Genomic DNA, 13,250 nt, shown 5'->3' with positions numbered 1-13,250 from the left:
TCGAAAATTGTGACCTCAGCCCTCCTTGACCACCACGGTCTTGGCGGCCTTGTCGTGCAGGCACTGCTGGAACGGCTTGTCCCAGAGCAGCCACAGGCTGTCGAGCAGCGAGAACAGGCTGCCCAGGCAGTAGACCGCCTGCGGCAGGCCGTAGACCGCCGCGCGGGTCCAGAGCTGGTTGTCCACCGGGCGGCCGCCGTGCTCCAGCGACACCACCCGCAGCTTCATGGCCTTCTTGCCGATCGTCTGCTGGTTCTGGGTGAGCAGCATGGCGGCCTCGTAGCCGAACACCAGCAGCGTGCCGATGATGCCCGCGACGATGGTGCCGAGGCTGGCGAAGATGACGAACTCGACCAGGAAGATCGGGATGATCAGCACGGCGAGGTCGATCAGCCGGGCCAGGAAGCGGTCACCGGCGCTCGCCATCGTGCGGCCCGGGCCGCCGTACTGGCTCGGTGCGCCCAGCCAGGCCGGACCGGCGCTCTGGCCGAACAGCGGCTGCCCGTACGGCTGCTGGCCGGGGGCACCCTGCGGGTAGGCGTAGGGCTGCTGCGCCTGGGCGTCCTGCGGGTAGCCGTACGGCGGCGGCTGCTGCGGGTCGTAGGGGCCCTGCGGCGGGCCGGCCGGGGGCTGCTGACCGTAGGGGTTCTGGCCGTACGGGTTCTGCGGCGGCACGCCCTGCGGCGGCTGCTGGCCGTAGGGGTTCTGCGGGTCTGACGGGTAGCCGTACCCCGGAGGTTGGTTGTTGCTCATACTCCCGCTCATCTCATCGTGACTTGCCCTCAGCTGTTTCTATCCGTGGGGATGCCCCTTGGGGAAGGCTTTGCCATGGCTTGCGAACCAATCGTTACGTCGGCCGCAAACCGGCGGGTAGCGCGGCCTGGACGGCGGCGGTGAAAGCGGCCACCGCGGGGTGGGCGGCGGAGCCGGTGCGGAAGGCGACGGTGGTGCGCCGGCACATCGTCAGCTGGCACAGCGTCACCCCGGGCGGTGGGTCGAGGGTGCCGAGTTCGGGCACCAGGGCGACCCCCTGGCCGACCGCGACCAGGGCCAGCACGGTGGCGAAGTCGTCGATCTGGTGGCGGACCCGTGGGGCGAAGCCGGCGGCCTGGCAGGCCCGGACGGCCATCGCCTGGCAGAGCGTGCCCGGGGTCGAGGTGATCCAGTCGGCCTCGCGGCAGCGACCGATCAGCTCCGCGTCGGTGCCCGGGCTCGGCGCGGGGGCAGGCAGGGCGAGGTACATCGCCTCCTCGAAGAGCGGGCGGCTCTCCACGCCCGGCTCGGGTGCGGCGGGTACGAAGTCGTAGTCGTGCATCAGGGCGACGTCCAACTCGCCGGTCCGCAGGGCGTCCGCGACCGCCGCCGGGTCCAGCTCGGAGACCATCGGCTGCAGCCCGGGGTGCTCGCGGGCCAGCGCGGCCAGGGCCGGCGGGATCGCCACCCGGGCGGCGGAGGGGAACGTCGCGATCCGCAGGGGACCGCCCAACCCGCTGCGCGCACCGGCGAGTTCGGCCGAGGCCTGCTCCAGTCGGGCGAGCACCGCCTCGGCGTGCGCGACCAGGTTGTGCGCGGCCGGGGTGAGCACCACCCGCCGCCCGGTGCGCTCCAGCAGCGGTACGCCGGCCTCGCGTTCGAGCACGGTGAGCTGCTGGGAGACGGCGGAGGCGCTGAACGACAGGGCCTCGGCGACGGCGGCGATGGTGCCGCGGTGGGCGAGCTCCCGCAGGAGGCGCAGGCGTCGGACATCGAGCATCGGCTCAGCTTACGGGTTGCGATGGAAAAGCGAACTGGACCCGCACAGCGGGCTGCGGCAGGCTCGACCGCATGCACCCGTACCTGCACGGCATCCACATCCCGCTGATCACCCCGTTCACCGCCGACGGCGCCTTCGACCCCGAGGCGCTCGAAGCCCTGGCGCACGGGGTGCTCGACGACGGCGCGGCGGGCCTGGTGGTGCTCGGCACCACCGGCGAGCCGGCCACCCTGGACGAGGCGGAGAAGCTGGCGGTCACCGAGATCTGCGCCCGGGTCTGCGAGGAGCGCGGCGCGGTGCTCACGGTCGGCGCCGGCGGCAACGACACCCGGGGCGCCGTCCGGGCGCTGCAGGAGCTCAAGCGGTGGCCGCGGACCGGCGCCGCGCTGTCGATCGTCCCCCACTTCACCCGGCCCTCGGAGGCCGGCGTGCTCGCGCACTTCACCGAGCTGGCGGCGCACAGCCCGGTGCCGCTGATCGTCTACCACATCCCCTACCGCACCGGGCAGCAGCTCGGCGCGGACACCCTGCGCCGGCTGGCCGAGCTGCCCGGGATCGCCGGCGTCAAGTACGCGCCCGGCGTGCTCGACCAGGACGCGATGGCCTTCCTCGGCGAGCTGCCCGCGGACTTCGCCGTGCTGGTCGGCGAGGACGCGCTGCTCTCGCCGCTGCTGGCGCTCGGCGCGAGCGGCGGCATCCTGGCCTCCGCGCACCTGTGCACCGCGCGGTTCGTGGAGCTGTACGAGGCCTGGCAGGCCGGCGAGCTCGCGCACGCCCGGGCGCTGGGCCACCGGCTGGCCAGGCTGTCGGCCACCCTCTTCGCCGAGCCCAACCCCACCGTGATCAAGGGCGTGCTGCACGCTCAGGGCCGGATCCCCAGCGCCGCCGTCCGGCTGCCGCTGCTGCCGGCCGGTCCGGCGGCGGTGGCAACCGCGCTCGCCGCCGCGGCGTCCCTGCCGTAGGGCGTCCCACCAGGTGAAAAGCTGCGCGGCCGACACCGGGGGACAAGGCAGGATGAACCAGACAGGACCAGCGGAGGAGGATTCGGATGAAGATCGGCATCGTAGGGGCCACCGGACAGGTCGGCGCGGTGGTGCGCGCGATCCTGGCGGAGCGGGCGTTCCCGGTGGAGCAGCTGCGGCTCTTCGCCTCGGCCCGCTCGGCAGGCAAGCAGCTGCCGTGGCAGGGCGGTCAGGTCACCGTGGAGGACGCGGCCACCGCCGACTACAGCGGCCTGGACATCGTGATCTTCTCGGCCGGCGGCGCGACCTCCAGGGAGCTGGCGCCCAAGGTGGCGGCGGCCGGCGCCGTGGTGATCGACAACTCCTCGGCCTGGCGGCGCGACCCCGAGGTCCCGCTGGTGGTGGCCGAGGTCAACCCGGAGGCGATCGCCGACCTGCCCAAGGGCATCATCGCCAACCCGAACTGCACCACGATGGCGGCCATGCCGGTGCTGCGCCCGCTGCACGAGGAGGCCGGGCTCAGCGCGCTGGTCGTCGCCACCTACCAGGCGGTCTCCGGCAGCGGCCTGGCCGGTGTGGCCGAGCTGCAGGAGCAGGCCGCCAAGGTCGCCCCCGACGCGGCGGCGCTGACCCACGACGGCTCGGCGGTGGAGTACCCCGAGCCCGGCGTCTACGTCCGCCCGATCGCCTTCAATGTGCTGCCGCTGGCCGGCTCGATCGTCGACGACGGCTCCAACGAGACCGACGAGGAGCAGAAGCTGCGCCACGAGAGCCGCAAGATCCTGGGGATCCCGGACCTCAAGGTGGCCGGCACCTGCGTCCGGGTCCCGGTCTTCACCGGCCACTCGCTGCAGGTCAACGCCCGCTTCGAGCGTCCGATCAGCCCCGAGCGGGCCCGCGAGCTGCTGGCCGCAGCGCCGGGCGTCGAGCTCTGCGAGATCCCCACCCCGCTGCAGGCGGCCGGCCAGGACCCGACCTTCGTCGGGCGGCTGCGGGCGGACGAGACCGTGGAGCACGGCCTGTCGTTCTTCCTCTCCAATGACAACCTGCGCAAGGGCGCCGCGCTGAACGCCGTCCAGATCGCCGAGCTGGTCGCCGCGCGGCTCGGCTGAGCGTGTGCGAGCCGTCGGGCTGCCCGCCCCGCACCGGTGGGCGGCCCGAGGGCCGGGTGATCCACACCGCCGCTTGGCCCAGCGCAGAGCGGGGGCAGCCGGGTGATTCACGGCTCCGTCGGAGGGTAAAGAAGACCGCAACGGTCGGGCGGGTCCCTCCAGAGGCCACCGCTCGGGCAGACTGCTCCGTACCGCACGCCACAGAGGTGATCGGACAAGGGTCAAGGGTGGGGTCCGGCCGCCACCGGGCCGACCGGGAGAGAGGTGCGGGAAGTGGACCGCTGCGTCGTCCTCGTGGACGCGGGATACCTGCTGGGTGCCGCCGCCAGCCTGCTCGCCGGAGAGTCCTCCCGATCCAGGGTGACGGTGGACCACACCGCCCTGATCGCCTCGCTGCGCGAGCGGGCCGAGGAGGAGACCGGGCTGCCGCTGCTGCGGATCTACTGGTTCGACGCGGCCCCCGAGCGCCGCCCGATGCCCGAGCACCGCCGGCTGCGGGTGCTGCCCCGGGTGACGGTGCGACTCGGCGCGCTGACCCGGGCCGAGGGTCGCTGGGTGCAGAAGGGCGTCGACGCCGCGATGCACGCCGAGCTCTCCGAACTCGCCCGCAACCGGGCCTGCGCCGACGTGGTGCTGGTCACCGGCGACGGCGATCTGCTGCCCGGCATGATGTCCGCCAAGGAGCACGGCGTCGCCGTCCACCTCTGGGCGCTGCAGGCCGCCGACGGCGACTTCAACCAGTCCGAGGACCTGGTCGGCGAGGCCGACGAGCGCCGGGTGCTGGACCGTGAGTGGATCACCCGCTCGGTGCGGCTGCGCGAGCCCGCCGTCGCGTTCCCGCCCGCCGGGCCGCCGCCGGAGATCGCCAAGATCCTGGCCGCCCCGCCCGCGCACAGCCTGCGCCCGACCGGCTCCTCGCCCCGTCCGGCCGCTGCCGAGCCGCCCGAGCCGGCCGCCGAGCCCGCCCAGGCGCCCGCCGCGCTCAAGGTCGTCCCCACCCCCAAGGACCTGGCCGGCCGCACTGCGACCACCGCCCACCCGGCGCCGGCGGCCGTCGCCGCCAACGGGCCGGTGCTGCGCTGGTCCTCCGACCGCGGCTGGGTGGACCGCCCGGCCGCCGAGACCGCCGGGCCAGGCGACTCGCTGCCCACGCTGGCCCAGCTGACCACCGCCGAGCAGCGCTGGGCCGACCGCGAGGAGGACATCACCGCGATCGGCGGCGATCCGCACGAGGTCGGCCAGGTCTTCGCCCGCCGCTGGACCGACCGGCTCGGCGACCGCGAACGGCTCACCACGCTGTGGGGCGACTACCCGCGGATCCCGCACCGGGTCGATGGCGAGCTGCTGCGCTACGCCGCGCGGTTCGGGCTGCTCGCGCACAAGGACGACCAGATCGACGAGCACGACCGCTACGCGATCCGGGCCGGCTTCTGGAAGGAGCTGGCGCTGCGGGTGCCGGGCGGCGAGCTGGTGGTCGTGGACGACTGATCAACGGGAAGGACCTGTGGTCGGGATCCTCATGGTCAGCGCGTAGAGTCTTCGCTCGTGAGCGAGACCCCCCTGCTGCCCTGCTGCTCCGTCCGCGGCCTCAGCAAGAGCTACGGCGAGATCCGGGCCACCGACGGGGTCGACCTGGAGATCCACCAGGGTGAGATCTTCGGTCTGCTCGGCCCCAACGGCGCCGGCAAGTCGACCCTGGTGCGCCAGCTCACCGGCCTGCTGCGACCCGACACCGGCAGCATCGAGATCCTCGGCCACGACATCGTGCGCCACCCCGACCGGGCCGCCCGACTGCTCGGCTACCTGGGCCAGGAGTCCACCGCGCTGGACGAGTTGACCGTCGCGCTGGCCGCCGAGACCACCGGTCGGCTGCGCGGCCTCACCCGCGCCCAGGCGCGCGCGCAGAGCGCCGAGGTGCTCGCCGAGCTGGGCCTGGAGCCGCTCGCGGCCCGTCCGCTGGCCAAGCTCTCCGGCGGCCAACGCCGACTGGCCTGCTTCGCCGCCGCGCTGGTCGGCGAGCGCCCGCTGCTGGTCCTGGACGAGCCCACCACCGGCATGGACCCGGTGGCCCGGCGCGCCGTCTGGGCCGCGGTGGACCGCCGCCGGGCCGAGCGCGGCACCACCGTGCTGCTGGTCACCCACAACGTCATCGAGGCGGAGACCGTGCTCGACCGGGTCGCCGTACTGGACGAGGGCCGGGTGATCGCCTGCGACACCCCGGGCGGTCTGAAGGCGCTGGTCGACGGGGATGTGCGGCTCGACCTGGTGTGGCGCGGCGAGGCGCCGCTGGAGGTCCCGGCGGTCGCCCTGCTGGCCGACCGGGCCGAGCGCACCGGGCGGCGCTGGACGCTGCGCACCACCCCCGAGGAGGCCAGGGAGCTGGTCGCCGCGGTGACCACCGGGCCGGCCTTCGCCGCCCTGGACGACTTCACGCTGGCCACCCCGAGCCTGGAGGACGCCTACCTCCGGCTCGGCGGGCGTCATGGAGGACTGGCGAAGTGACCCTGCTCACCGTTCCCGCCGCCCCCGCCCGGGCCGCGGCCGCGCCGCTGGCCCCCGCGGCCCGGCTGCTGCCCGCGCTGGCCGCTGTCTACCGGGCGCAGCTGGCCCGGGCCAAGGTGGCCCGGATCCCGCTGATGTTCGTCGCCTCCTTCCAGTCGATCGGCATCCTGGTGATGATGCGCGGGGTGGTCGACGCGGGCGACAACCCGTCCGCGCGGGCGGTGGTGGCGGGCTCCAGCGTGCTGGTGGTGGCCTTTGTGGCGCTCAACCTGCTCGCCCAGTACTTCGGACGGTTGCGCGCCACCGGCGGCCTGGACCACTACGCGACGCTGCCGGTGCCGGCTGCCTCGGTGGTGCTCGGCGCGGCCGCCGCGTTCGCCTCGTTCACGCTGCCCGGGTCGCTGGTGACGGCCGGGGTGGGGGCGTGGCTCTTCGGGCTCTCCTGGGCGCACCTGTGGGTGCTGCTGGCGGTGGTGCCGCTGGCGGGCGCCGCGCTCTCCGGCCTCGGCGCGGCCTGCGGGCTGCTGGCGCCCAAGCAGGAGATCGCCACCATGCTGGGCCAGCTCGGCATGTCGGCGGCGCTGCTGCTGGGCGTGCTGCCGGCCGGCCATCTGCCGCAGGCCGTCCAGTGGCTGCGGGACGCGCTGCCCTCGACGTACGGGGTGGAGGCCTTCGCGCGGAGCTTCGCGGCGCGGCCGGACTGGGCGGCGGTCGGCGCTGACCTGGCGGTCTGCGCCGGGGTCGGGGTGCTCTCGCTGACCCTGGCGACCTGGGCATACCGCCGCGCCACTACCCGTTAGCGGAATCCGCAGGATTGACGTGAAACGATGGAGCGGTGACCGTACCGAACATTTCTCCGGACGCCGGAGCGCTCGCACCTCGCCCCAAGGCCGCTGTCGCCCGCCGGGTCGGGGCTGAACTGAAGGTCGGCGCGCCGGTCGCGCTGGCCTGCGCGCTGCTCGGTGTGGTCATGGGCCTGCTCTGGGTCTGGATCGCGCCCGAGGTGCCGCTGATCGTGCAGGGGCACCAGGTGCTCTACGTCGACCCCGAGGGCGAGCAGCGGGCGGGCGCGGACAGCGTCTTCGCGCTGCTGGGCGCCGGGATCGGCATCGTCACGGCGGTGGCCGCGTTCCTGGCCACCCGCCGGCGCGGCGGCGGGATCGCGGTCGCGGTGGGGCTGGCGGTCGGCGGGCTGGTCGGCTCGGTGGTGGCCTGGAAGCTCGGCATCACGCTCGGTCCGACCAGCGACGTGGTGGGGCACGCCAAGCAGGTCGGCGACGGGCACACCTTCAACGAGGCGCTGGCGCTGGGTGCCAAGGGCGCGCTGCTGGTCTGGTCGATGAGCGCGATGGTGGTGCTGCTCGGGCTGTCGGCGGCCTTCGGCAAGCGCGAGGAGGAGCCGCCGCCGTACTGGGCCGAGCCGCAGCAGTTGCCGCCTGCCGACGGGTCGGATGTCGAGGCGCCGCCGGTCATTGAGGCCTCCGAGGACGCCAAGTAGCTCAGGCGCGGCCGATCGGGGCGGTGACTGCCCGGGTCAGGCTCACCAGGTCGGCCGGCGCCAGCTCGACGTCCAGACCGCGCCGGCCGCCCGAGACGAAGACCGTCGGGTGGTCGAGCGCGCTGCTGTCCAGCACCGTGCGCAGCGCCCGGCGCTGGCCCAGCGGGGAGATCCCGCCGCGCACGTAGCCGCTGCTGCGCTCGGCGGCGGCCGGGTCGGCCATCACCGCCTTCTTGCCGCCCACCGCGGCGGCCAGGGCTTTGAGGTCAAGCTGCCCGGCCACCGGCACCACGCCGACGGTCAGCGCGCCGTCCACCTCGGCCACCAGGGTCTTGAAGACCCGCTGCGCCGCGACACCCAGCGCCTGTGCGGCCTCGGCGCCGTACGAGGCCGCGGCCGGGTCGTGAGCGTAGGCGTGCACGGTGAACGGGACGCCGGCGGCTGCCAGGGCGACGGTCGCGGGGGTGCCCTGGCCGGGTTGCTTCTTCGCCATCTGCGGCAGGTCCTCTCAGTTGGGGCTGAACGCCTGCCGGGTCAGGTCCACGGCGGGGAGCGACGGCAGCCAGGCGAGCAGCGCGGTCTCCCGGCGCAGCAGTTCCAGCTCGGTGGTCAGCCGGGTCGCGGTGTCGGGGCAGGCCAGCAGCTTCTGCTTGACCGGGATGTCCAGCACCGAGGCGGCGGCCACCAGGTAGGAGAGCACCTGCGGGTCGTCCGGCAGCTCCTGCTCCCCGCTCAGGCTGGCATTGCGGGCGCCCGCCAGCCGCTTCTGGTACGCGCGGAAGGCCCGCTCGACGCCGCCCGCCAGGGTGCCGGCGCCGTTGCCGAGCTCCTCCTCGATCGTCTCCACCTCGCCGACCAGGTAGCGGCCGCCGGTCTCCATCGCGCGCAGCCGGAACCGGGTGGTCCCGGTGATCAGCAGTTCGTAGCGGCCGTCCGGCTGGGGCTCCACGCTGGCGACGTCCGCGACGCAGCCGATGTGGTGCAGCGCCTCCAGCGGGTTGCCGCTCGTTGTGCCCAGGCCGTCCAGCGGGCCGGCCGGCTTCTCGCTCTCGCCGACCGGGGCGACCTCGCGGCCGTCCTTGATCGCCAGCACCCCGAACCGCCGTGGCTGGTCCTCGGGTTGGGCGAGCAGATCGGCGACCAGCCGCCGGTAGCGTTCCTCGAAGACGTGCAGGGGCAGCACCAGTCCGGGATAGAGCACCGAGTTGAGCGGGAAGATCGGGAGCCGTTCTGTCACGGCGCACAGCGTAGTTGGCCCGGGGCCTCCCGTGCGCCGCCGTTCTGTGCGCCCGGGACCGGATCAGCCGCGCTGGAGCAGCCGGGTGGCGCCCGCGGCGGCGGTGGTGGCCAGCACCCAGCCGGTGAGCACCAGCGCCGCGCTCACCAACTGCCCGACGCCCCCCGGGTTCCAGCCGTCCTGGCCGAGGTCGACGATCGGCAGCACCTTGCTCAGCGCGAACAGCGCGGCGTTCCAGTGCGGCACCTCGTCGGCCTTCAGCGGAGCTGGGCGGTGCAGCAGGAAGAACAGCGTGCCGAGCGCCCAGGCGGCGACCAGCCAGAGCGCGGCGCGGCCGGGGCGGTAGCCGTAGCCGACGGTGACGTCCTGCACCCTGCCCCAGATCCGGCCGGGCAGCGGCAGCGACCTGCGGCGGCGGCGCTGCTTGGCGTAGAGCACCTCGCGGGCGTCCTCGTCGGAGCCGTCCCGGCGCAGCGCGGCGGCCAGCTGCTCGTACGCCTCTGGCTGGAATTCGCCCCGCGCGCCGTCCAGCCACGCGATGCGCTGACGGACCGTGAAGGCCGCGGCCGGGCGCAGCGACTCGTAGGTGAAGCCGGTCAGCCCGATGTCACCTGGCGGCCAGGCCTCCGGGGTGTCGACCAGGTTGCCGATCCGCGCGCGGGAGAGCGAGACGTGCCCGCTGGGCGGGTACGGGCAGCTGAACCGCAGCTCGGGGGTCTGGATCCGGCGCATCGAGAGCTCCCGGCCGGGTCCCAGGTGGAACTCGGCGCCGGCGATCAGGCAGGCGCTCTCGAAGCGGCCGTCGTTCAGCCGGACCCCGCCCCACGCGTGGAAGGGGATGCTGGCGCCGCCGGTCGGCGCGGCCTCGCCGTAGCCGGTGCCGTACATCTGGCCGAGCTGGCTGCCGGGCAGCCAGCCGCTCAGATAGAAGGTGTTGCCCACGGTGAGCCGGGGTGCGTTGAGGCAGTCTCGCTGGCCGCGCAGGGCGCGCAGTTCGGCGCCGCGCAGCGAGAGCCGGCCGCCGATCCGGGCGGTCCGCAGGCTCAGCTCGCCGTAGGAGACCAGCCGGTCGGCCTCGAAGTCCTGGCTGACGGTGAGGCCGTCGGCGGAGAAGGAGCTGCCGTACTGGTCGCTGCCGACCACCAGGTGGTTGGCGATCAGGTCGGTGCCGATCTGGGCGTCCGTCAGGCGCAGCCCGGCGGCCACCACGCAGCGGGCGAAGACCAGGTCGCCCGAGGTGCACAGCCGGGAGGCGTCGACCCGGGGGAACCAGCAGCCGTCGAAGCGGATGGTGCCGGCGTGCGCCTCGGAGAGCAGTATCTGGGTGTCGAAGAGGCAGCCGCGCAGCTCGATGAAGTCCTCGATCCGCCCGCCGGCCAGGTCGAGGCGTCCGGTGATCAGGGCGCCGGTGAGCTTGAGGGCTCGTACCGAGCCGGGCAGGGCGGTGGGACCGGCGAGCAGCAGCCGGGCCAGCACCTCGGCCCGCACCGTTCGCTCCGGCCCCCAGACGACGGCCTTCGTCGGGTCGTTCAGGTCCGGATCCGGTGAGCGCAGGTCGTACGGCCGGCCCTCGCGGAAGGCGCGCCAGAGCCCCCGCTCGACCGCGTTCCAGTTGCCCGGTGCCCGTTCCATCCGCGTCCCCCCGACGATCTTGGCTGTCTCGGCTTTCGTATCACGGAGTGAAATGCGGGACCGAGGGTTCCGGCCACTCCTTACACTTGACCCCGTGATCTCACGAATCGACCTCCGCGGCTCCACCGATGATCCGCGCGACCTGCTGCCCCGTGCCGAGTTCGACGTCGAGGCCGCCCTGGAGAAGGTGCGGCCGATCTGCGAGGACGTACGCCATCGTGGGGTCGCGGCGCTGATCGAGATCACCGAGCGTTTCGACGGCGTCACGCTGACCAGCACCCGGGTGCCCGAGGCGGAGATCACCGCCGCGCTGGAGACCCTGGACCCGAAGGTGCGCGCCGCGCTGGAGGAGTCGATCCGCCGGGCCCGCCTGGTGCACCGCGCGCAGCGCCGTACCGACCACACCGTGCAGGTGGTGCCGGGCGGCTCGGTGACCGAGCGCTGGCTGCCGGTCGACCGGGTCGGCCTGTACGTGCCGGGCGGCCTGGCCGTCTACCCGTCCTCCGTGGTGATGAACGTGGTGCCCGCCCAGGAGGCCGGCGTCCAGGGCATCGCGGTCACCTCGCCGCCGCAGAAGGACTTCGGAGGCCGCGTCCACCCGGCGATCCTGGCCGCGTGCGCGCTGCTCGGCGTCACCGAGGTGTACTCGGTCGGCGGCGCGCAGGCGATCGCGATGTTCGCCTACGGGACCGCCGAGTGCGCCCCCGTCAACCTGGTGACCGGCCCCGGCAACATCTACGTGGCCTCCGCCAAGCGCCTGCTCAAGGGCCGGATCGGGATCGACGCCGAGGCGGGCCCGACCGAGATCGCCGTGCTGGCCGACGAAAGCGCCTCGCCGCGCGACGTCGCCGCCGACCTGATCAGCCAGGCCGAGCACGACCCGATGGCCGCCTCCGTGCTGGTCACCGACTCCGTGGCGCTGGCCGACGGGGTGGAGGCCGAGCTGGCCGTGCAGGTGGCGAACACCAAGCACCGCGAGCGGGTCACCGAGGCGCTGAGCGGCCGGCAGTCCGGCATCCTGCTGGTCGACGACGTCGAGCAGGGCCTGGCCGTGGTCAATGCCTACGCCGCCGAGCACCTGGAGATCCAGACCCGGGACGCCCACGCGGTGGCCGCCCGGGTGCGCAACGCGGGCGCGATCTTCGTCGGCCCGTACGCGCCGGTCTCGCTTGGTGACTACGCGGCCGGCTCCAACCACGTGCTGCCCACGGCCGGCTGCGCCTGCCACTCCTCGGGCCTGTCGGTGCAGTCCTTCCTGCGCGGCATCCACGTGATCGACTACAACCGCGAGGCGCTGGCCGACGTCGCGGTGCACGTGGTCAACCTCGCCAACGCCGAGGACCTGCCCGGTCACGGCGACGCCATCCGTGCCCGCTTCGACTGGACGGTTCCTGGTCAGTGAAGATCGACGACTTGCCGGTCCGCGACGAGCTGCGCGGACAGTCCCCCTACGGCGCGCCGCAGCTGGACGTCCCCGTCCAGCTGAACACCAACGAGAACCCGTACCAGCTGCCCGAGCCGCTGGTGGCCCGGATCGCCGAGCGGGTCGCCGCGGCCGCGCGCAATCTCAACCGCTACCCCGACCGCGACGCCGTCGAGCTGCGCGACGGCCTGGCCGGCTACCTCACCCGGACCACCGGCTTCGCCGTCGCCCGCGAGCAGGTGTGGGCGGCCAACGGCTCCAACGAGGTCATCCAGCAGCTGCTGCAGACCTTCGGCGGCCCCGGCCGCGCCGCGCTCGGCTTCGAGCCGTCGTACCAGATGCACGAGCTGATCTCGCGCGGCACCGGCACCCGCTGGATCGCCGGCCCGCGCCGCGCCGACTTCACCATCGACCTGGACGCGGCGGTCGCCGCGCTGGCCGAGCACCGCCCGGACGTGCTCTTCGTCTGCTCGCCGAACAACCCGACCGGCACCGCCGTGGCCGCGGACACCGTGCTCGCGCTCTACGACGCCGCGCAGGCCGTCAAGCCGACGATGGTGATCGTCGACGAGGCGTACGTGGAGTTCTCCCACCGCGACTCGCTGCTGCCGCTGCTGGCCGGCCGGCCGCTGATGGTGGTCACCCGGACGATGTCCAAGGCCTTCGGCGCGGCCGGGCTGCGGCTCGGCTACCTGGCCGCCGACCCGGCGGTGGTGGACGCGGTGCAGCTGGTGCGGCTGCCGTACCACCTGTCCGCCGTCACCCAGGCGACCGCGCTGGCCTGCCTGGAGCACACCGACACCCTGCTCGGCTACGTCGAGCGGCTGAAGGCGGAGCGTGACCGGGTGGTCGAGGCGCTGCGCGCGCTCGGCCTGGAGGTCACCGACTCCGACTCGAACTTCATCCAGTTCGGGACCTTCGAGGACCCGCACGCCGTCTGGCAGGCGATCCTCGACCGCGGCGTCCTGATCCGCGACAACGGCGTTCCGGGGCGGCTGCGGGTCACCGCGGGCACCCCGGCCGAGAACGACGCCTTCCTGGACGCCGTCACCACCGCCCTCCCGTCGCCCGCCGCCACCCTTCCAAGGACGCACTCCGTGCGCGCCTCTTCTCAGGAGCTGTAACCCACCT

The 13,250-nt window shown here is 73.9% G+C and carries 13 protein-coding genes; 8 read left to right on the top strand and 5 right to left on the bottom strand.

Translation table 11 applies throughout. From position 1 onward, the window contains the following. Window positions 1-15: 15 nt before the first annotated feature. Entirely contained in the window at window positions 16-753 is a 738-nt protein-coding gene (locus tag P3T34_RS10955; RefSeq protein WP_280665834.1) for an RDD family protein, read from the bottom strand. A gap of 94 nt (window positions 754-847) precedes the next feature. Next, on the bottom strand, window positions 848-1,753 hold the full coding sequence (locus tag P3T34_RS10950) for a LysR family transcriptional regulator (protein WP_280665833.1): 906 nt from the start codon (window positions 1,751-1,753) through the stop codon (window positions 848-850). A 71-nt stretch (window positions 1,754-1,824) separates the two neighbouring features. Here P3T34_RS10950 and P3T34_RS10945 point away from each other — a divergent pair, with 71 nt between their 5' ends. From P3T34_RS10945 to P3T34_RS10920, 6 genes are all read left to right on the top strand, one after another. Beyond that, the gene (locus tag P3T34_RS10945) at window positions 1,825-2,715 is read left to right on the top strand and encodes a 4-hydroxy-tetrahydrodipicolinate synthase (RefSeq protein WP_280665832.1); all 891 of its coding nucleotides are present in this window, start codon (window positions 1,825-1,827) and stop codon (window positions 2,713-2,715) included. Window positions 2,716-2,801: 86 nt separating this feature from the next. Continuing rightward, on the top strand, window positions 2,802-3,827 hold the full coding sequence (locus tag P3T34_RS10940; protein ID WP_280665831.1) for an aspartate-semialdehyde dehydrogenase: 1,026 nt from the start codon (window positions 2,802-2,804) through the stop codon (window positions 3,825-3,827). Between the two features lie 273 nt (window positions 3,828-4,100). Beyond that, the gene (locus tag P3T34_RS10935) at window positions 4,101-5,315 is read left to right on the top strand and encodes an NYN domain-containing protein (protein WP_280671969.1); all 1,215 of its coding nucleotides are present in this window, start codon (window positions 4,101-4,103) and stop codon (window positions 5,313-5,315) included. Between the two features lie 57 nt (window positions 5,316-5,372). Then, window positions 5,373-6,329: an ABC transporter ATP-binding protein gene (locus tag P3T34_RS10930; protein WP_280665830.1), complete on the top strand. Its 957-nt coding sequence runs from the start codon at window positions 5,373-5,375 to the stop codon at window positions 6,327-6,329. After that, window positions 6,326-7,129: an ABC transporter permease gene (locus P3T34_RS10925; RefSeq protein WP_280665829.1), complete on the top strand. Its 804-nt coding sequence runs from the start codon at window positions 6,326-6,328 to the stop codon at window positions 7,127-7,129. Before P3T34_RS10930 ends, P3T34_RS10925 begins: the two co-directional genes overlap by 4 nt. 35 nt (window positions 7,130-7,164) lie before the next feature. After that, window positions 7,165-7,827 carry a hypothetical protein gene (locus tag P3T34_RS10920; protein ID WP_280665828.1) on the top strand — a complete coding sequence of 221 codons (663 nt, stop codon included), beginning with the start codon at window positions 7,165-7,167 and terminating at the stop codon, window positions 7,825-7,827. Between the two features lies 1 nt (window position 7,828). Here the strand turns inward: P3T34_RS10920 and ybaK are convergent, their stop codons facing one another. The 3 genes from ybaK to P3T34_RS10905 form a co-directional block, all read right to left on the bottom strand. After that, a complete protein-coding gene (ybaK, locus tag P3T34_RS10915; protein ID WP_280665827.1) occupies window positions 7,829-8,320 on the bottom strand; it encodes a Cys-tRNA(Pro) deacylase in 492 nt (163 codons plus the stop codon). A 15-nt stretch (window positions 8,321-8,335) separates the two neighbouring features. Then, window positions 8,336-9,064, bottom strand: a complete 729-nt coding sequence (locus tag P3T34_RS10910; protein WP_280665826.1) for an LON peptidase substrate-binding domain-containing protein — start codon at window positions 9,062-9,064, stop codon at window positions 8,336-8,338. Window positions 9,065-9,127: 63 nt separating this feature from the next. Continuing rightward, complete coding sequence (locus P3T34_RS10905) at window positions 9,128-10,696, bottom strand: oxidoreductase (protein WP_280665825.1); 1,569 nt, start codon at window positions 10,694-10,696, stop codon at window positions 9,128-9,130. A 94-nt stretch (window positions 10,697-10,790) separates the two neighbouring features. Here P3T34_RS10905 and hisD point away from each other — a divergent pair, with 94 nt between their 5' ends. Together hisD and P3T34_RS10895 are read left to right on the top strand one after the other, a co-directional pair. Further along, complete coding sequence (hisD, locus tag P3T34_RS10900) at window positions 10,791-12,098, top strand: histidinol dehydrogenase (protein WP_280665824.1); 1,308 nt, start codon at window positions 10,791-10,793, stop codon at window positions 12,096-12,098. Beyond that, window positions 12,095-13,243, top strand: a complete 1,149-nt coding sequence (locus P3T34_RS10895; RefSeq protein ID WP_280665823.1) for a histidinol-phosphate transaminase — start codon at window positions 12,095-12,097, stop codon at window positions 13,241-13,243. The genes hisD and P3T34_RS10895 overlap by 4 nt, the downstream gene beginning before the upstream one ends. The last annotated feature ends 7 nt before the right edge of the window (window positions 13,244-13,250 follow it).

The sequence above is a fragment of the Kitasatospora sp. MAP12-44 genome, from assembly GCF_029892095.1.
Taxonomy (GTDB): Bacteria; Actinomycetota; Actinomycetes; order Streptomycetales; family Streptomycetaceae; genus Kitasatospora.
This window is presented reverse-complemented; position numbering and strand designations above follow the sequence as displayed.